At 50.6% G+C, this 19,519-nt stretch carries 19 protein-coding genes and 2 tRNA genes; 15 read left to right on the top strand and 6 right to left on the bottom strand.

Translation table 11 applies throughout. From position 1 onward, the window contains the following. Window positions 1-5 precede the first annotated feature (5 nt). On the top strand, window positions 6-2,021 hold the full coding sequence (gene ligA / locus VV869_RS09540; RefSeq protein WP_337734720.1) for an NAD-dependent DNA ligase LigA: 2,016 nt from the start codon (window positions 6-8) through the stop codon (window positions 2,019-2,021). A 504-nt stretch (window positions 2,022-2,525) separates the two neighbouring features. Then, window positions 2,526-3,554, top strand: a complete 1,029-nt coding sequence (locus VV869_RS09535) for a porin (RefSeq protein ID WP_337734719.1) — start codon at window positions 2,526-2,528, stop codon at window positions 3,552-3,554. 152 nt (window positions 3,555-3,706) lie between these two features. Here the strand turns inward: VV869_RS09535 and VV869_RS09530 are convergent, their stop codons facing one another. Continuing rightward, window positions 3,707-4,390, bottom strand: a complete 684-nt coding sequence (locus tag VV869_RS09530) for a YccT family protein (protein ID WP_337734718.1) — start codon at window positions 4,388-4,390, stop codon at window positions 3,707-3,709. A 704-nt stretch (window positions 4,391-5,094) separates the two neighbouring features. On the opposite strand from VV869_RS09530, the gene gltX reads away from it, so the two are divergent. Further along, entirely contained in the window at window positions 5,095-6,519 is a 1,425-nt protein-coding gene (gltX, locus tag VV869_RS09525) for a glutamate--tRNA ligase (protein ID WP_337734717.1), read from the top strand. Between the two features lie 565 nt (window positions 6,520-7,084). Beyond that, a tRNA-Ala gene (locus VV869_RS09520) sits at window positions 7,085-7,160 on the top strand. Window positions 7,161-7,390: 230 nt separating this feature from the next. On the opposite strand, the gene VV869_RS09515 is transcribed toward VV869_RS09520, so the two are convergent. Next, window positions 7,391-7,467 (bottom strand) — tRNA-Arg (locus VV869_RS09515). Between the two features lie 60 nt (window positions 7,468-7,527). Then, a complete protein-coding gene (locus VV869_RS09510) occupies window positions 7,528-8,670 on the bottom strand; it encodes a flagella assembly protein FlgT (RefSeq protein ID WP_337734716.1) in 1,143 nt (380 codons plus the stop codon). A gap of 193 nt (window positions 8,671-8,863) precedes the next feature. Here VV869_RS09510 and VV869_RS09505 point away from each other — a divergent pair, with 193 nt between their 5' ends. Both VV869_RS09505 and VV869_RS09500 read left to right on the top strand, forming a co-directional pair. Further along, window positions 8,864-9,499, top strand: coding sequence for a FlgO family outer membrane protein (locus VV869_RS09505; protein WP_261600661.1), 636 nt, complete (start codon window positions 8,864-8,866; stop codon window positions 9,497-9,499). 8 nt (window positions 9,500-9,507) lie between these two features. Continuing rightward, window positions 9,508-9,933: an LPP20 family lipoprotein gene (locus VV869_RS09500; protein WP_337734715.1), complete on the top strand. Its 426-nt coding sequence runs from the start codon at window positions 9,508-9,510 to the stop codon at window positions 9,931-9,933. A 309-nt stretch (window positions 9,934-10,242) separates the two neighbouring features. On the opposite strand, the gene VV869_RS09495 is transcribed toward VV869_RS09500, so the two are convergent. The 3 genes from VV869_RS09495 to flgA form a co-directional block, all read right to left on the bottom strand. Further along, a complete protein-coding gene (locus VV869_RS09495; RefSeq protein WP_337734714.1) occupies window positions 10,243-10,671 on the bottom strand; it encodes a flagella synthesis protein FlgN in 429 nt (142 codons plus the stop codon). 55 nt (window positions 10,672-10,726) lie between these two features. Next, window positions 10,727-11,050, bottom strand: coding sequence for a flagellar biosynthesis anti-sigma factor FlgM (flgM, locus tag VV869_RS09490; RefSeq protein ID WP_337734713.1), 324 nt, complete (start codon window positions 11,048-11,050; stop codon window positions 10,727-10,729). A 72-nt stretch (window positions 11,051-11,122) separates the two neighbouring features. Then, window positions 11,123-11,782, bottom strand: a complete 660-nt coding sequence (flgA, locus tag VV869_RS09485; RefSeq protein WP_337734816.1) for a flagellar basal body P-ring formation chaperone FlgA — start codon at window positions 11,780-11,782, stop codon at window positions 11,123-11,125. 175 nt (window positions 11,783-11,957) lie between these two features. Here flgA and VV869_RS09480 point away from each other — a divergent pair, with 175 nt between their 5' ends. The 9 genes from VV869_RS09480 to flgH all read left to right on the top strand — a co-directional run bounded on the left by VV869_RS09480 (window position 11,958) and on the right by flgH (window position 19,436). Further along, window positions 11,958-12,875, top strand: coding sequence for a chemotaxis protein CheV (locus VV869_RS09480; RefSeq protein WP_337734712.1), 918 nt, complete (start codon window positions 11,958-11,960; stop codon window positions 12,873-12,875). An 18-nt stretch (window positions 12,876-12,893) separates the two neighbouring features. Further along, window positions 12,894-13,724: a CheR family methyltransferase gene (locus VV869_RS09475; protein ID WP_337734711.1), complete on the top strand. Its 831-nt coding sequence runs from the start codon at window positions 12,894-12,896 to the stop codon at window positions 13,722-13,724. A gap of 145 nt (window positions 13,725-13,869) precedes the next feature. Then, entirely contained in the window at window positions 13,870-14,265 is a 396-nt protein-coding gene (gene flgB, locus VV869_RS09470; protein ID WP_261600654.1) for a flagellar basal body rod protein FlgB, read from the top strand. A gap of 2 nt (window positions 14,266-14,267) precedes the next feature. Then, window positions 14,268-14,684: a flagellar basal body rod protein FlgC gene (flgC, locus tag VV869_RS09465; protein WP_261600653.1), complete on the top strand. Its 417-nt coding sequence runs from the start codon at window positions 14,268-14,270 to the stop codon at window positions 14,682-14,684. 18 nt (window positions 14,685-14,702) lie between these two features. Next, the gene (flgD, locus tag VV869_RS09460; protein WP_337734710.1) at window positions 14,703-15,416 is read left to right on the top strand and encodes a flagellar hook assembly protein FlgD; all 714 of its coding nucleotides are present in this window, start codon (window positions 14,703-14,705) and stop codon (window positions 15,414-15,416) included. 22 nt (window positions 15,417-15,438) lie between these two features. Continuing rightward, window positions 15,439-16,854, top strand: coding sequence for a flagellar hook protein FlgE (gene flgE, locus VV869_RS09455; RefSeq protein ID WP_337734709.1), 1,416 nt, complete (start codon window positions 15,439-15,441; stop codon window positions 16,852-16,854). A gap of 231 nt (window positions 16,855-17,085) precedes the next feature. Beyond that, window positions 17,086-17,835 (top strand): flagellar basal-body rod protein FlgF, encoded by a 750-nt coding sequence (gene flgF, locus VV869_RS09450; RefSeq protein WP_337734708.1) that lies wholly within the window; start codon window positions 17,086-17,088, stop codon window positions 17,833-17,835. A gap of 20 nt (window positions 17,836-17,855) precedes the next feature. Then, window positions 17,856-18,644 (top strand): flagellar basal-body rod protein FlgG, encoded by a 789-nt coding sequence (gene flgG, locus VV869_RS09445; RefSeq protein WP_337734707.1) that lies wholly within the window; start codon window positions 17,856-17,858, stop codon window positions 18,642-18,644. 18 nt (window positions 18,645-18,662) lie between these two features. Beyond that, window positions 18,663-19,436, top strand: a complete 774-nt coding sequence (flgH, locus tag VV869_RS09440) for a flagellar basal body L-ring protein FlgH (RefSeq protein ID WP_337734706.1) — start codon at window positions 18,663-18,665, stop codon at window positions 19,434-19,436. Window positions 19,437-19,519 lie beyond the last annotated feature (83 nt).

Genomic DNA, 19,519 nt, shown 5'->3' with positions numbered 1-19,519 from the left:
TAAGAATGAGTCACGATATTCAGCAGCAACTGACAGCGCTGCGCGAACAGCTTGCTTATCATGGTCATCGGTATTATGTCGAAGACAGCCCGGAAATTCCGGATGCCGAATATGATCGCATGATGCAACAATTGCTTGCCCTGGAAGCAACGCATCCTGAGTTGATCACGGCTGACTCGCCAAGCCAGCGGGTGGGCGGCAAGCCGTTGGATGGCTTTAGCGAAGTGCGTCATGAGCTGCCGATGTTGTCTTTGGATAATGCGTTCAGTGACGAAGACCTGAAAGCATTTGAGAAGCGGATGATCGATCGTTTGCCGGCAAGCTATGCACTGACCTTCTGCTGTGAGCCCAAGCTTGATGGTCTGGCGGTCAGCCTGTTGTATGAGAATGGCATCTTGGTGCAGGCCGCGACGCGCGGGGACGGCACCACCGGGGAGAATATTACCGCCAACGTGCGTACTATTCGTGCGGTGCCGCTTAAATTGTACGGTGAAGGCTGGCCGGCCCGGCTGGAAGTCCGGGGCGAAGTCTTTATGCCGAAGCCGGGTTTTGAGGCGCTTAATGCGAATGCGCAGAAGAAAGGTGAGAAGACCTTTGTCAACCCGCGAAATGCGGCGGCAGGCAGCCTGCGCCAGCTGGATCCGAAAATTACGGCCACCCGACCGCTGAGTTTTTACGCTTACTCTGTGGGCGTGATGGAAGGCGGGACGCTGGCGGCAGGTCAGTTTGAGCGCCTGACGCAGCTCAAAGGCTGGGGGATCCCCATGTGCCCCGAAAGCCGTCACCTGAGCAGCATTGAGGACGTCATTCAATATTATCAGGACATTGGCGAGCGCCGTGGAAACCTGCCTTATGAGATTGACGGGGTGGTGATCAAGGTTGACGATATCGAAACTCAGCAACGGCTGGGATTCGTTGCCCGGGCACCACGCTGGGCCATTGCCTATAAATTTCCGGCCCAGGAAGAAATTACCCGGCTCAATAATGTCGAGTTTCAGGTTGGACGAACCGGGGCGATTACACCGGTAGCCAAACTGGAGCCGGTGTTTGTTGGTGGCGTGACCGTGAGTAATGCCACTTTGCACAATGCCGACGAGGTTGCTCGCTTAGGGGTGATGATCGGAGATACGGTGATCGTTCGCCGGGCGGGGGATGTGATCCCACAAATTGTCTCTGTGGTGACATCCAAGCGTCCTGACGATGCCGAAGCGATTGTGTTTCCCTCGGAATGCCCGGTGTGTCAGTCCAAGGTCGAGCGGGTCGAAGGCGAAGCGGTGACACGCTGCTCCGGTGGCTTGTACTGCCGCGCTCAGCGCAAAGAGGCATTGAAGCATTTTGTTTCTCGCAAGGCTCTGGATGTGGATGGCTGCGGTGACAAAGTGATTGAGCAATTGGTTGAGCGGGAAATGGTGACGACTCCGGCCGACTTGTTCACACTGTCCGCCGGCGTGTTGACGGTGCTCGATCGGATGGGACCGAAATCTGCGCAAAACCTGGTGGCGGCGCTGGAAAAATCAAAGCTGACGACCCTGCCGCGCTTTCTGTATTCCCTCGGGATCCGGGAAGTCGGGGAGGCCACCGCAGCCAACCTCGCCAAGCACTTCGAAACCATTGAGGCCCTGAGCCAGGCGACGTTGGAACAGCTCGTCGAAGTGCCTGATGTTGGGACCATTGTGGCAGCACATGTGGTGAACTTCTTCCGGGAAGCCCATAACCTGGAGGTCATCCAGTCCCTTCGTGAAGCTGGCGTTCACTGGCCGGCCATTGAAAAACCGGCAGATGATGCCGACTTACCGCTCGATGGTAAAACGGTCGTCCTGACGGGCTCTTTGTCACAATTGACGCGTGCTGAAGCCAAAGCGGCACTGCAGGAGATGGGGGCCAAAGTGACGGGCAGCGTCTCGAAGAAAACGGATTTGTTGGTTGCCGGAGAAGCGGCAGGTTCCAAACTGGCAAAAGCCCAAGAGCTTGGGATTGAAATCTGGGATGAGCAAGCGCTGGTCAACTTTATGCAGCGTTAATTAATTCGTCGAAGCAATTCAATAAAGTGGCATAGGGGTAACCTGTGCCACTTTTTTATCACCCTTGCATTATTCCTTTTGCATATTTTTTATCTTGAAAATACCATCTGATCATACTTCAATTTTCGGTCTTATTTACTTGAAACGAACCAAGTGATAGATCACTTATTTCTCGAGCTAGATCACGCATCAAAAACAAAATAATCATAAGCCGTTGTAAATATTGAGTTTATTTTGTTTTTCCGAACTCATTTGACCTGGATCACTAACGGAGTAAAAGTTTGCACTGCCTCATATTTTTTAAACAATTAAGTAAGTTATCGTTGATGTTTTGCGCTGCGAAAGTAGTCTAGTGAGTGAAGTAAATAAGACGTTCTAACGAACTGAACGAATATGATTTAGCGCGGTTTTTTAACGGCGTTGACATATGGGGAGTTGCTTAGTGCCTTCGGCGGCCAACCTTTTAGGCACGGGTAAATCAGCTAAAATTTTAGGAGTTATTCCATGGGTAAAGTATTTAAGTGTTCGGTACTAGGTATGGCAGTTGCTGCGGCTTCAATGGCTTCAGTATCAGTTCAAGCGAAACCAGCAACGGATACCGTCGATCTCTATGGTCAGGTTGCTGTTTCTGTATGGGGCGGTGAGGCAGAAGGCGATACGCTGAATGTCCTGAATGAATCACGTTTTGGCTTACGTGGTACTGTTGATCTTGAAAAAGGTCCGAAGGTGTTCTGGCAGATGGAAGCCGGCGATGTTGGCGATGGCCAGAAAGAGGAAGACGGTGGTATCTCTCGAATGGGCTTCCGTGACACCTATATCGGATTTGAATTTGATGGCGTAGGTAAACTACGCGTGGGCCGTGTACTGACACCTGCGTATGAAATTGTTGACTGGCCATATTCAGGCCAAGCACGTGGTAAAGTGTTTGATTGGACAACTGATGTCGAAGGTGGTGTAAACTACGATCGCCATGGTGATAGTGTTCGTTTTGATTCAGCTCAATTTGGCGCAGTCAACTTCTCGCTAGCTGCTGGTAAAGGGAACGTCACTGAAGAAGATAACAACTTCTATGGTGCAGCTGCTCATGTTAAAGCTGGTCCTGTCGTACTTCACCTGGGCTATGAATACGGCACTGATCGTCGTCTAGATGTAAAGGATGAGAAAAAAGGACGTTCCGATACTCAGTTGATCATTGCTGGTTTTGAAGCAACGTTTGGCTCATTTGGCCTGCATGGTGCTTATAAAGTCATGGGTGCGGAGTACGATAATAACGCGCCAGATCAGGATCAAACGGCTTACTCCGTCGGTACTTCTTATGCAACGGGTGACTGGCTATTCCGTTTAGGTTATGCAGCGCAGCAAGATCTGGAAACTGGCAATGTAAAAACAACGGCTAAATCCGAAAATATTGTTTCCTTTGATGCGACATACTTCATTGACCCGAATGCAGAAGTATGGGTTCGTCCTTACCAGTTAAAACAAGGTGGTGAAAGTAAATTTGGCGCCGGTGTTGGTATCGGTTACTACTTCTAATCTGAAGCATCTTGATTTAACATAATTTAATCTGTAAAAAAGTCGTCTGTATATCAGGCGACTTTTTTAATTAATATTTTCAGTTTAAAATGTCACATCAATAAAAAGGCTCATCCATTGTTCATGAATGAGCCTTTTCTATTGTTTGGTTTCTATTTAATATTTGTCACTGCCCAGCTCAAAAATTGTTTTTTAGTTTCTTCATCAGCCTGACTGAACCAGTGCTTCAACATCATTTCTGTTTTATTTGATTCAGTGATTTGTGTAGACGTATCCGTTGTCGAATTGGCCACATCTTTTGTGATTGACTCCGGCGCTTGAGCGATTGGAGTAGGGAGAGTATTCAACGTTGCGATACTGGCAATCGCTTGGCTTTGGTTATACTTTTCAACTTCTCGGGTGAAATCAGGAGCAAGATCAAAGCCAATCGCCATAGTATCGTAGACAAATGGGAATTGTTTTCCTGACTCCTTGACACTTATTGAAGGCGATGTATTGAACTGATGTCCCTCATCTAGTGTTCTGATATTCGGAACTTCAAGTTTTAGATGGGTATCCTTTCCTGAAAAACGCATTAGGATCGGAACTGATTTAAACTTGGTTTTCTTACTGCCGGACTCTCTGACAGCTTTTGAAATCCGGAAAGCAATTTGGTTGGTACCATCAGGTAGTTGAATTTCTGGCTGATGATCAAATCCAAAGACAGAATAACCGCTATCTTGGCCATTAATAACCAATAATTGAATCCCCTTCGGTATTTCCATTGTCACTTGTGCTGCAGTTATTGGTGCTAGCGGTAACAATATTGTTGCCAAAGCAAATTGTGTTAATTTCATAAAAACTCCTTGAAGGGGCCGCTGAATTTGGATGCGGCGTTTCCTCTTTAAAATACAAATCATTAATTATTTTACGTTGCTGAAGTAAGGTGAGAAAGATTATTTCATTTATCTATAGTCGTAATCAGAACTTAGTCACAACCATGAATGGAATCACTGGTTTTATTATGCTTTATGAGAGGGTAATAAATTTTGGGCGAACTGGATATGATTATTAGACTAATAAATATTGAATTAGTATTCAGAAATGGCGGGTTGTTAACCGAGCCTTTAGGTGAGAGAAGCACATTTGTGTCTGCGCATTTTTGAGCTCAGATCAGGAGGGGAGCATCTGTTTTATTATCCTCCTGAATCATGCTTGAACGCCAACCGAGATTCTGGCGGGGCATACCTTGAACGATGTGCATTTGTTTCAGCGATACCATTACAGGGCGCAGGTTGTTGTTTGACTAAAAACCTTCAACTTATTGAATATTCGAGTGATTTTTGGTTTTCTCCGTGTTTTCAACACGGAGAATAGCGAGTACGTATGGCGTCAATCTCACCGGGGGTGAGCCTTGCTGAAGGTTTACCTAAGTCTGCTTGCGTATGTGTTCAACACTGCTACTTTTGTACAATTGGTTCTTGGTGCTAGAATAGCTGCCATCTTTAGTAAGGCAGTAATTTTGCTGCCAGATGCATCTTCTTTCATTTAGGTATTTCAGATGACGGTGAAAACTCGCTTCGCACCGAGCCCGACAGGCTTTTTACATGTTGGTGGTGCTCGTACTGCGCTGTACTCTTGGCTATTTGCGAAACATATGGGCGGTGAATTCGTCCTGCGGATCGAAGACACGGATCTCGAGCGTTCGACTCAGGAAGCGATTGACGCCATTTTGGAAGGGATGGAGTGGCTTGGCCTGACTTGGGATGAGGGTCCTTACTATCAGACCAAGCGTTTTGACCGTTACAATCAGTTGATTGACCAACTGCTGACGGAAGATAAGGCGTACAAGTGCTACTGCCCGAAAGAGCTGCTGGATGAAATCCGTGAAGAGCAAATGGCTGCGGGCGTGAAGCCGCGCTACGATGCTAATCATCCGAAAGTGATCGCGGCGAACGACGCGGCGACTGAAGACAGCCCATGTGTGATCCGCTTCCGTAACCCGAAGGAGGGGACCGTGGTCTTCAACGATCACATACGTGGTCGGATTGAAATTGCCAACAGCGAGCTGGATGATCTGATCATTCGCCGGACCGATGGCAGCCCAACTTATAACTTCTGTGTGGTGGTTGATGATTGGGATATGGGGATCACCCAGGTTGTCCGTGGGGAAGACCATATCAACAATACGCCGCGCCAGATTAATATCTATCACGCCCTGGGTGCACCGGTACCTGAGTTTGCCCACTGTGCGATGATCCTGGGCGATGATGGCACCAAGCTGTCCAAACGTCACGGCGCAGTCAGCGTGATGCAGTATCGCGATGAAGGTTATCTGCCGCACGCGCTGCTGAACTATCTGGTTCGTCTGGGTTGGTCTCATGGCGATCAAGAAATTTTCTCGCTGGAAGAGATGATCAAGCTGTTCAGCCTGGATTCGATCAGCAAGTCAGCTTCAGCCTTTAACACCGATAAGCTGCTGTGGTTGAACAACCACTATATCAAATCATCTGATCCTGAGTATGTCGCGAAATATCTGCAATGGCATCTGGATAAGAAAGAAATTGATACGGCGAATGGCCCGGCTGTGACGGATGTGATTCAGCTGGTTGGTGAGCGTTGCAACACCCTGATTGAACTGGCAGAGCAGTCTCGTTACTTCTATCAGGACTTCAGCGAGTTTGAAGCGGGTGCGGCGAAGAAACACTTACGTCCTGTCGCGAAAGAAGCGCTTGAATTGGCGTTGGCCAAAGTTGAAGCGTTGGAAGCCTGGACAACGGAGAATCTGCACACCGTGATCCAAGACACCTGTACCGAGCTGGAGCTGGGCATGGGCAAGGTCGGGATGCCGCTGCGTGTTGCCGTAACCGGTCAGGGTCAATCCCCATCGGTTGATGCGGTAATGACGCTGGTTGGCAAGGCGCGTGTTGTTGCCCGGATTAAGATGGCGTTGGAATACATTGCCGGACGCGAAGCTAGCGCATAATAGAATAAGCGGAATGGGAACCCATTCCGCTTTTTTCACTTCATGATAGACATGCTGATAATTAATTTTTATCCGATTTATGGATTAGTATATAACGTTCCATACAGACTCGGATGTTTTGCGACCCAGCACAGTATCTGAAAGCGTCTTGGTCTAGAACCAATGGAGTACCTGCAAGAGTATATGCCATTGAGTTAAAGCTGGTCGATATCAATGCCGCGGTGACAAAAATCAATAACTTCTTCATACGCAATCTCCCATTTATTGTTGAAGTCCCCACTTCTTATTATTGCAAGTTGTATCAATAAACTTTCAAAATACTGTATAAGTCACATTAAATTGAATATTTACAGCACTTATCAATAAAATAATAGATCAGGATCATTTTTTTCAAATCTTAATAAGCACCTATTTTTATGTACGTAAATCGGTACTTATAAGATGCAGTAAGTTTTAAAAATGACATTAGTTTGATCTGGTTAACAAAACTGTGGCATGCGGAAAACTAGGAGAAGTGAATCTATTGACATGAATTTATTAACTATTTAGTATGTCTACGTCATTTGGGGCTATAGCTCAGCTGGGAGAGCGCTTGCATGGCATGCAAGAGGTCAGCGGTTCGATCCCGCTTAGCTCCACCAAATTTGTATCGCTTTGTCTTAGATATGAGACGACGATAGTACGAACGTTAAAAAACCTCGCTATTTGCGGGGTTTTTTTGTTTTCCAGTATGCATGCACCGCAATCAAAGTTGCTGTGTCCATATATCGAGCTAAGTTGGCGGCGGGTAGAAGGCATAGCGCTCTAGTTCTCAAACGCTATCTGTTCGGTCTTCATGAAATGTTTGTATCGATGAAAGCGGATTGGGGAATGGCGCTCCCTGCAGGAGTTGAACCTGCGGCCTTCCCCTTAGGAGGGGGACGCTCTATCCGGCTGAGCTAAGGGAGCCTTGTCCGTCAATGACGTCGCCATTATACCTAAAATCCGCCATTTTTTAAGCGCTTATTGCTAGCGTGGTCGTTGCTTGGTCAGTAAATCACCAGGCTGAATGCTGCTCGCCAGATCCGGTTGCAGGACTGTCAGCTCGGCAGATTTTTCGTACACGCGCTCCACCTGCAACGTAATCTCGGTCTGGACCATCCGGTTACGCGGAATGCCTTGTTGATCAATAAAGCCGGCACTGTGCCAGAGCGCTAGCTGATCGCCCCGTCTTACCCCGTGGATCCGGCCGACGTTCACCTGAACATTGGTCCCGAAGACATTGACCACTTCCGGCAAGCTGGTACGGCAGGACAGGGCATTTTCCAAGTCCAGCATCATGTTCCGGCTCACGCGCTGGACCGCCTGTCCGAACGGCGATTGCCAGAACCGGGCGCTTTGGGTATCGACATGGCTGGCACGGTCAAAGGGCCATTGTGCAATTTCGCGGTAGTTCTTTTGCAGCAGCATTTCGCCGGTTTTACCGTCCATGATCTCCATCGTGGCGGCGAACTGGCGGTTGACCTGATCATTACTAAAACGGTTTTGCTCCAGCGTTGAGGTCAAGTCGGTAATTTGGCCGCTGATAATGTACTGGGCGTCATTATCTTCCGCCAGCATCATCATCGCTGAAGGCAGGCCGGGATTGACGGCGACCCGGGTGGAACCGGAGACAACAAAGCTTTGCGAATGGCGGGTGATCTGTCTTTGCAATAAGGCGGTAAAGTCGTTGCCGAGCTGATAAATCCCCCCCAGTGCCGCATGCTGCGGGGAGATCAGCGAAAAGTTGCTCAGCAGAACCCCTTTCTTGTACTGTACTTTGTGGCAAGTATTTGCCGACGGATAAATATCGATGCGAGCGGTCAGGTAATATTTGCCGCTCTGCTGGCCGGACTTGAGGACAATGATATGCCGAACTTCGTTACCGCTGAATTGGTACTCTGCCCGTGCCGTGGACAGATACGGTTTGAGATGGGAAAAACTGGCAATATCAGCCCCGGCGTGAGCCATGGCCTGGTAGACCGCATCTTCCAGCGCGTTGGTCCGGGCATTGTGTTCACTTTCCAGCATCACGGCTGAGCCGGTGACTTCCAGCCAGGCGGCATACAGCGGCGCCGAAGCAAAGAGGGCGGGCAGGCAAAGCGTTGTGAGGAAATTGATTAATTTTTTCATTGCATCTCTAGTTCGGTATGAAAATTGCTTACCACTGTTTAGTGTTAGAAAGTTTGCCGTGTCGGATGATTGACACTCTGACATCATATGCAAAGAGCGTTCCCGACAGCAGAATCATAGATTCATTGGTAAAGTTTTTCTTTCTTTGAACGATAACAGGCTACAAGACTATTTTCACCCGGAGCTGGCAAGAATGAAAAAATGGATAGTCCTGATACTGGCAGCGATGACTGTATCTTGCTCATACTCTCCGATTTATAACGGTAAAGAGCCGTATATGGGGAGTGCTTTCCTGCTGAAGGAGACGCCGCGTCATACCATGGACTTCTTCATTGAAGGGCTGACTGAGCAACTGCTGACGTCAAATCAATATCTGAGCGCCAAAACCCCGCTGGCGGTGACCTCATTTGTCGACCTCCAAGAGATGAACGAAACCAACTGGCTCGGGAATTCGGTCACCGAAGGGTTTATGTATCAGATGCAGCAACGCGGTTTTACCGTGGTTGATTATAAGGCGACCGGGGCGATCAAAGTGACGCCGGATGGTGATTTCGCGATCAGCCGCAACTGGCGTGATTTGGTCGGGGAGCAGCCGGTTGATTACGTCCTGACCGGAACCATGCTGCGCCAGGGCGCTGGCGTTCTGATCAACGCCCGGATTATCGGGATGCGCTCACGGGTCGTCATTGCGTCGGCTCAGGGGTTCCTGCCGGCTGATCGGATTGGACGTGACCTGGATACTTTGAATAAAATGCGACTCCAGAACGGCGTCATTATTCGAAATGATGCAACGACCTTCGATCGAAATACTGTGATTCTGAAACCCTAGGAGTTGATATGCGCTACTGGTTTGTGCTGCTTGTAACCCTGCTGGTGGGATGTCAGCCGTTAACGGAAATCCGTAATGAGAATCTGATCACCGCCGTAGGCTATGCCTCGATTAGCGAGCAACGTGGCAGCACGCTGGAAGAGAAACGTGTCCGGGCGATGCGGGCCTCAAAAATCGATGCTTACCGTGAATTGACGGAGCAGGTCTACGGCATGCGGATCAGTGCCAGAGCGGGAATGGAAGATCAACAACTGGGGATTGAGCGAACGGACGGGGCTGTGGACGGTATTATCCGCGGCGCGGAAGTGATCCGCAGTTATCCGGTCGGCGATAGTTTTGTGACGGAGATGCAACTGGATCTGAGCAAGATGAATCGGATGAAAGAGCACGGTGAAGTGTTCCATGTCCCGACCAATCAGGAAACCCTCTTTTAACGCCCTCACTCGAAAACATGCCTGTTTAATCGTTAGGCTATTTTCTCAACCGGGAAAATAGCCTAACGGCAGATGAGACCGCCATCAAGGCGATGACAGCATCATGACCCTCGGCTCTGACCAACACAATGACTCGCCATAAGCGCCCACACTACGGCTTGATCGCTTGGGCTACAATGGAAGTTGCTGCCACCATTTGCTTAGTGATATCTGGAAATTTATTGAAGCACAGGGAATCTGGCGGATAGATAAGTTCGCTTGACTGACTGAAATGGCTCAGGGAAAGGCAAAGATTGGAAGTAAGGCTGCTCAGGCTTTGATGTTGGTGCCCAAAGAACGCACGTTTTGTGCGACACCGCTGCTGTTGTAGGTCATCTGCTGTTTACCGCGGCTTTGTTGGAACAAGTTATTGAGCTTGTGAAAACTGAGTTGCGCACGTTGCAGTGCTTCGCCATTGACCTCGTTGATTTCCTTGCATTGGGCCACGGTGGTTTTGATCAGGCTGACTTGATTCGCCAGCTGAGGGTTTTCCGTCAGTTGTTGACGATGGGCATGACTGGCTATCAGGTGATCCTGCTGCTGAACCTGATTGAGCAGGGCCAGCTTGTCATTGGCAAGGCGGGCAATATCCGTCGATTTTCGCGTCACGATCGCAGTCTTTTCCTGTTCAAGCAGGCGACTGAGAGACTCCAGCGTTGCCAGTTGCAGTGCCAGAAGTTGTTCAATACTTTGTGCCATAACAGATTGCTTCGCCATTCAGATAAGACTGCCGCGTGATAGACTCGCGCCCAATTTACAGGCCGCGTAACTCGTCTTCGAATTTAAGCATATTCGATGCCAGTTTTTCAGCATCAACTTTGTAAGCGCCATTGGCAATGGCATCTTTAATCGCAGCAACCTTGGCGCTGTCGAAGCTTGGTTCGGTAGCAAGTTGTTGGTGAATTTGACCCACGGCTTTCCCTTGTGAGCTGAGCGAAACGGCGTCTTTCTGGGGACTGCCAATTCCCTGGGACTGCTGGTTTTTCGCAGTCGATGTCGCCGCATTTGACGTATTACCGCCAGTGCTACGGGTGGTGGTCATCAGATGGCCAGCGCGAAGCTGATCAATACTTGCCATAGTAAAAGCCTTTGCATAAAAAACTAGATACAGCCACTACATCGGCAGCCCATGAGATAACTTTAGCATTTTTTAAAAGCTAACCGTCACTTCTCCGACGCCGGTGATCACGCCATCGACGATGCGTTTGGATTTGCTGTTCTGGACCCGGACTTGCTCACCGAGGGAGCCGTCGGACAGGGCGATGCCTTTGGTGATCACATTGAACCCGCTGTGGCCGGCTTTGATCAGAACGGCATCGTTGCGGCATACCAGACAAATATCGTTGCCTTCAATCGCTTCGCCAATATTAACATTGCGCTTAACCTTAGAGCCAATAATTTGTTCCGGAGCATCGAATAGCACCCCGCGTTGAAAGCGGGCCTCAACCAGCTGAACGTCGAGATCCGCGTTGGTCAGGACGGCACCGCGTGCCAGTGGCTTGATCGCGACGACCCGTGGTAATAAGAGTTGCGTCTGAACGGGGACGTAAACCTGCCAACCATCGGTTGGACATCGGACCAGGACGGTAATATTGCCGCTCAGAGACTGCTTCCCCGGAACGGATACATCCAGCGGGGCCGTACAGTGGCCTAGTTTTAATCGTGAGTCCAAATTGGCCGCTTTAACCGTCAGTTGACCCTTTGTCGGCTTATCAACAATTGTCTTTACGTATTCTTCAGCGGTATGCTGGATGATATCGAGCGGATTTTGGGTTTCAGCTGACACAAAAGGGCTAAAGAAAATGGCCATAAGGCCGAAAAGCAAAGACAAGAGTGTGAAATGTGTTCTTTGGGTCACGGTTTTTACTCTTTAATGCAAAGTCGAAGGGGCTACAATTAGCCTCGAGCTGATCTTATGAAATTTGCGGTGAGAATGCTCATCAAACACGCATCGTCAGAAAACACGAATAACATGGAGTCACCTTATGTCGGGGATACTGGATTCAGTGAATCAGCGCACCCAGCTTGTTGGGCAAAACCGTTTGGAGCTACTCACCTTTCGGCTCAAGAGACGCCAGCGCTACGGAATAAACGTATTTAAAGTCAAAGAGGTGCTACAGTGCCCGAAACTGACCACTATGCCTAACCTGCACCCGTTGGTCAAAGGGATCGCTCACATTCGTGGTCAGACGATCTCGGTGATTGACATGAGCCTGGCAACTGGTGGCCGCCCGATTGACGATTTGGACAACTGCTTTGTGATCATCTCCGAGTTTAACCGCTCGGTGCAGGGCTTCCTGGTGTCGTCGGTTGAGCGCATCATTAACATGAACTGGGAATCAATCCTGCCGCCGCCGAAAGGGGCCGGCAAAGAGAACTACCTGACCGCGGTGACTGAAATTGATAACGAGCTGGTCGAAATTCTCGATGTGGAAAAGATCCTTGATGAGATTTCGCCGGTTAGTACTGATATCAGCGGCACTGTGCTGGAAGAGTTGGTCGAAGCTTCGCCGACCGTGCGTCGTGTACTGGTCGCGGATGACTCCAGTGTTGCGCGCAAGCAGGTACAGCGGGCAATTGAAGCGATCGGTTGTGAGTGCGTGTTGGTTAAAGACGGTAAAGAAGCGATTGAGAAGCTGCGGCAGATGGCTTCGGAGCAGAGCATTTACGAGCAGCTGGCCCTGGTGATTTCCGATATTGAAATGCCCGAAATGGATGGGTATACCCTGACGGCCGAGATCCGCAATGATGCCAAGTTGAAGGATTTACATGTTATCCTTCATACCTCCCTGAGTGGGGTGTTTAATCAGGCGATGGTTGAGCGAGTCGGCGCCAATGCGTTCATTCCTAAATTTAACCCGGATGAACTGGGTGCGGCGGTGAAAGCCGCCATGCCGCAATAATCGGAATAAGAGTAGTAGATGACAGCTATAACAATAAAAGACCAGGAATACCGTGACTTTTGCCGTTTTTTAGAAGCGCAATGCGGCATAGTACTAGGCGATAGCAAGCAGTATTTGGTCCGGAGCCGGTTAAGTCCGTTGGTCAGCCGATTTTCGCTATCATCTCTTTCTGAGTTACTGCAACTGGTGATCAGTGGCCGTAACCGGGAGTTACGGGTCGCAGCGGTCGATGCGATGACAACCAACGAAACGCTGTGGTTTCGTGATACCTATCCGTTTACGGTGCTGGCAGACAAAATTTTGCCGGAGCTGGCGGCAAACAAGCGTCCGATTAAGATCTGGTCATCGGCCAGCTCTTCCGGTCAGGAGCCGTATTCCATTGCCATGACGGTACTGGAGACTCAGAACCGACGGCCGGGGATGTTGGGCGGTGGGGTACAGATCACCGCTACGGACATTTCTCAGACAATGCTGGATACCTGTCGCGCCGGGGTCTACGACAACTTGGCCCTGAGTCGCGGTTTGTCACCGGAACGTCGCCGGACGTTTTTTGAAAACAACGGCGACGGACGAATGAAGGTCAATGACAAAGTCAAACGCATGGTGAGTTTTCGCCCGCAGAACCTCAAAGACAGTTACGCGCTGCTGGGGAAGTTCGATGTCATTTTTTGCCGTAATGTCCTGATTTACTTTTCACCGGAAATGAAGGCCAAGGTACTCAATCAAATGGCTGCCAGCCTCAATCCCGGCGGCTATCTGCTGCTGGGTGCCTCGGAGTCGCTGACCGGTTTGACCGATAAGTTTGAGATGATCCGCTGTAACCCGGGCATTATCTACAAGCTGAAGTAATCCCCATTACGCTGAGCCTGTTGCAATTCAGGCTCAGCCTTCTCCTCTGGCGCTAACCGCCACCTCCTTTTTCTTATTGACATCGCTTATTGATAAAATTGGCACAGCCTTTGCTTTATATCGTTAACGATTTTTGGAGGCTGCAATGTCCATCTCATTCGATAAAGCATTAGGTATTCATCAGCATACAGTTGGCGTACGTGGTAAACGTGCGGAAACCCTGGCGAGTAATATCGCCAATGCCAACACGCCGGGATACAAAGCAAAAGATATCGACTTTCAGCGTGCGCTGAATGCGGCAACCTCAGAGGCAAACATTGGCCTTAGCCGGACCAATGAACGGCATATCTCTGCCTCTACGATGGTGATGGGTGAGCAAAAGTATCGGGTGCCGACCCAGCCGGATACCGGTGACGGCAACACGGTGGATGCGCAGCTGGAACAAAACCTCTTCATGCAAAACGCACTGGAGTATCAGGCGTCACTTGACTTTCTGGGCTCTAAATTCAAGAACCTGAGCAAGGCATTAAAAGGAGAATAATCATGAGCTTGTTTAACGTTTTTAATGTCACGGGTTCTGCCATGAGTGCGGAGTCGGTTCGCCTGAACACCACTTCAAGCAACCTGGCCAATGCCAACAGTGTGAGTAGCTCGGCGGAAGAAACTTACCGCGCCCGCCATCCGGTGTTTGCCGCTGCGCTGGAAAGTGCCCGCTATAACCGTGAAGAGAGCGTGCCGGTACAGGTGAAAGGCATTGTGGAAAGTGAAAAGCCGCTGCGAGCCGAATATAACCCGGAGCACCCGCTGGCCAACGCGGAAGGGTATATCTATAAGCCGAATGTGAATGTGATGGAAGAAATGGCCAACATGATTTCAGCTTCTCGTTCCTATCAAAGCAATGTGCAGGTTGCTGATGCCAGCAAGCAGATGCTGATGCAAACATTGCAGATGGGTAAATAAGGGTAAGGAGTGACTGTTATGACCGGTATTAACGGCGCAGGTCAAAGCAATTTGTCCTACCTTGATCAACTCAAGGGGATGCAAGAGAAAAAGCTGCAGGAAGAGCAAAAAGTCACCGGCCAGAATGAGCTGAAGCAGGAAGACTTTCTCTCATTGCTGACCAAGCAGCTTGCCCAGCAGGATCCGTTCAAACCTGTCGGGAACGATCAGATGATTGCCCAGATGGCTTCTTTTGCCACCGTGGACGGCATCAACCAAATGAACGAGCAGTTTGGCAGTCTGAACTCTGCCATGACCTCGAATCAGGCGTTGCAGGCCTCTTCTCTGGTCGGTCGGGATGTCTTGGTCCCGAGTGCTACCGGAGTGAAAACGGCCGAGGGTTCAGTGGCCGGGATGGTGAAACTGCCGCAAGCACTGAACAACATGATGCTGCGCATTGAAAATGAGCAGGGCCAATTGATTAAAACCCTGGATATGGGCGCCAAACCGCCGGGGGAACACCGGATAGAGTGGGACGGTAAGGACGACAACGGCAATCTATTGCCGGAGGGTCGCTACCAGCTCAAGGTCGCCGGGTTAGTCGATGGCGAAAACCGTGAGTTTGACGTCTCCACGTATGCCAACGTCAACAGCGTGTTGCTGGGGAATGGCGACGGGAATGTCATGCTGAATCTGGCGGGCTATGATTCGCCATTCAAACTGTCTGAAGTTCTGGAAGTCGGCAAGGTTTAACCGGTTTTAGGAGATGTAACACATGGGATTTAATATTTCGCTCAGCGGTATCGGGGCTTCGCAGAAAGACCTCAATACCACCAGTAACAACATTGCCAACTCCAATACCTACGGTTTTAAAGAGTCCCGTGCCGAGTTCGGTGATGTGTATTCAAGCTCGATCTTTTCGAATGCCAAAACCACCACCGGGGGCGGGGTACAAACTTCTGTGGTGGCTCAGCAGTTCCACGAAGGGTCGAGTATCTATACCAATAACCCGATGGATTTGCGGATCTCCGGCAGCGGTTTCTTCGCGGTTGCGGATGATAAGTTGCAGCCGCAAAATAACAGCCTGACCCGAAACGGCGCGTTTCACCTCGATAAAGACAATAACATTGTCAACTCTGAGGGCCAGTACCTGCTGGGTTATCAGGTGGATCAGGAAACCGATCAGGTCATCTCATATGAAGCGCAGTCGCTCAAGGTGCCGGACCAGTTCGGTCAGCCGCGCGAGTCGCAAAATATCGAGATTGGTGTCAACTTACCGGCCTCAGCTCCAGCTAAAGATCCGTCTCAGTTTGATTTTAATGATGCCAGTACCTATAACAAGTCGTCGTCGTTGACCATGTATGATTCCCTGGGTCAACCCTATAAAATGACGACCTACTACGTGAAAGACAATGGTGGTAATACAGCCGAACCAACGGTGGACGAGAATGGCAATCCAGTTCCACCAGCACAAGATGCTGAAAATCGCTGGGCGGTTTACTATACCGTGACCGATGCCAGTGGGGAAAAGCCGGTTAGTATCAATTTGACACCGGAAGGTGACGGCGAAGTTGCCTCGGGAGATGCAAATGGTCCACGAGCTAACGGACATGTCGGTCACTTTGTTGAGTTTAATAACGATGGTTCGGTTAAGTCAGTCAATAACGGTAATCGTATTACCACTCAAGCTCTAGGCAAGCCTGTGGCAGAAGGTGGTGCGGGTGTCGAGATGAATGGAGCCAATGTTGATCAACTGCTGAACATTAATTTCGCTGAACCAACTCAATATGCGGCACCGTTTGAAATCCGTCGCTTTAACGAAGATGGGGCAACAACCGGTTATTTAGCCCGGGTTGATATTGATGCCAAAGGCTCGATTGTCGGCACCTATAGTAATGGCGAAAACGTGACCTTGGGTCGTGTGGGGATGGTGCGGGTCCCGAACGAGCAGGGGCTGGTCTCCAAGGGCGGCACCCAGTGGGTAGCGAGCCAGGATTCCGGCGCAGCCATCTGGGGTGAAGCCAGCCAGGGGGCCTTTGGCGCCGTGAAGAGCGGAACTCTGGAGCAGTCCAACATCGATATGACCCAGGAGCTGGTGGATCTGATCACCGCGCAGCGGAACTTCCAGGCCAACTCGCGTGCCCTGGAGGTGGATAACCAGCTGCAGCAGACCATTCTGCAAATCCGCTAATCCCATCCATCCGGGCTTCAGGCGGCGCCCCTCGCGTCACCTGAACCGGCCATTGCCGCTGCTTTGCCTTCGCGTTAAAAAAGCGGCAATGGTTGTCCGGACCTGCCATAAAATTGTCTCTCTCTGGCTGCCTGCGTTTGCAGAGTTGGCTAACTTCCTGATTTATAGTTGCTATCTTTGGTGGCATAGTTATTGCTTAATTTTGTCTAGATTGTGATTGGAGAGGCAATAATGGATCGTTCACTGTATTTGGCCATGAGTGGCGCCAAGCAAGACATGTATGGGTTGCAGTTGCATGCCAACAACCTGGCCAACGTGCGAACCACGGGTTTTCGCGCCGATTTGGCGCAGGCGCGCAGTATGCAGGCTTACGGTGAAGGGTTGCCGACCCGGGTTTTCTCGATGACGGAGCGTCCGGGGCAGGACATGTCACAAGGCTCGGTCATGACCACAGGTCGGGATCTTGACGTTGCCGTTGAAGGTGACGGTTGGTTGACGGTGCTGGACCCGACTGGCCAGGAAGCCTACACCCGCGCCGGTCATCTCAAGATCGATCAGACCGGGATGCTGCAAAACAGCAGCGGTCACCTGATGATGGGTGAAAGCGGCGGCCCGATTTTTATTCCACTCCCAATCAGCAAAATTGAAGTCGGTAAGGACGGAACCATTTCCGTGCTGCCGCAGGGGGCGCCACCGGAAGCGATGGAAGTGATCGATCGCCTGAAACTGGTTCGCCCGGATCATGCTGACCTTCGTAAAGACGCCAATGGCCTGTTCAAATCCAAAACCCCGAATCAAGTGTTTGACGCAGATGCCGGCGTCACACTGCTGAAGGGAGCGCTGGAAGGCAGCAATGTCAATGCGGTGGGTGAAATGACCAGCATGATCGACCTGCAACGCCATTTTGAAATGCAGGTCAAACTCATGAAAACAGCAGAAGAAATGGATGCGGCATCTTCGTCACTGCTGCGTTTAGGCTAAACCGATAAGAGGAATTCAATATGCATCCGGCACTATGGGTCAGTAAAACAGGTCTTGACGCGCAGCAAACCAATATTTCAACTATTTCGAACAACCTGGCGAACGCCTCGACCGTGGGCTTTAAGAAAAGCCGTGCGGTGTTTGAAGATCTGTTCTATCAAAATATTAACCAGCCGGGCGGCCAGTCGACGCAGGATACGCAACTGCCATCCGGCTTGATGCTGGGGGCCGGCTCGAAAGTGGTCGCGACCCAGAAAGTCCATACGCAAGGCAATACCCAAACCACCAACAACGCGATGGACATGATGATCGAAGGGGACGGCTTCTTCCAGATCCTGCTGCCGGACGGCAACATGGGGTATACCCGCAATGGTCAGTTCACCATCAATGGCGAAGGTCAGCTGGTGACCAGTGGTTCTGGCTATGTGCTGCAACCGGAGATTGTGGTGCCGGAAGATGCGGTTGGGATCACCATTGGGACCGACGGTGAAGTATCGGCGCGGATCCGGGGCCAGCAGGAAAACCAGGTACTGGGTCAGATCACCACGGTTGACTTCATTAACCCGGGCGGCCTGGAGCCGATTGGTCAGAACATGTTTTTGCCGACTGGTGCCAGCGGGGATGCCCAGGAAGGAGTTCCGGGTCTGGACGGACTCGGTTCAATCCGCCAGTCCATGCTGGAGACGTCGAACGTGAACGTCACCGAGGAGCTGGTGAACATGATTGAAGCCCAGCGGGTTTACGAGATGAACTCGAAAGTGATCTCGACCGTGGATCAGATGCTGAGTTACGTCAACCAGCAACTCTAACCGGGAGTTAATGTGGCGATGAAAAAACTCATTTTGGGCTTGGTCCTGGCGCTCTCCGGCTGTACCCAGTTTCAATTAGAGCAGGAACAAACGTCGGATGTTGCGCAGGCAACGTCGCCGATTGATGCCGTGGAAGGTACCACCAAGCAGGACAGTGACCTGATCGACCGCATGCGTCGCCGCGACGATCCGCAAGCCGGTGATCCGGCATGGGCCAGTATCCGGCCGCAAGAAAAACCGGAGCATTATTCTACGGCAACCGGTTCGCTGTTCGATGCCGCCGGGGCCCAGGATCTGTATGACGACACCAAACCGCGCGGGATCGGCGATATCGTCACCGTGATGCTGGAAGAAAAAACGCAGGCTAAGAAAAGTGCCAGTTCGGATCTGGATAAATCGGCAGATCTGTCGATGGATCCGATTGTCCTGGGCGGGAAGCCGCTGATGATTGGCGAGCGGGACTTGTCGTACGCCCTGAGCAACGCCAATACCTTTGCCGGCAGCTCCTCTGCGGATCAGAGCAACAGCATCCAGGGCTCAATCTCAGTAGAAGTGGTTGAGGTGCTGGCCAACGGCAATCTGTTGGTCCGTGGCGAGAAATGGCTGACATTAAACACCGGGGATGAATATATCCGGGTCAGCGGCACTATTCGACCGGATGATATCAGCCAGGAAAATACTATTGCCTCGACCCGGATTGCTAATGCCCGGATCCAGTACTCCGGTACCGGCGATCGTCAGGACGTTCAGGAGCAGGGTTGGCTGGCCCGGTTCTTTAACGTCAGTATTTAATCCGGTTGATTGAAGTAAGTGATCACCCAGCCCTATTTAATTCAGTGATGCCTGAGCATCGGGATCTGCGGAGCACCAAGTGA

The organism is Photobacterium sp. MCCC 1A19761, assembly GCF_037389125.1.
Classification (GTDB): Bacteria; Pseudomonadota; Gammaproteobacteria; order Enterobacterales; family Vibrionaceae; genus Photobacterium.
This window is presented reverse-complemented; position numbering and strand designations above follow the sequence as displayed.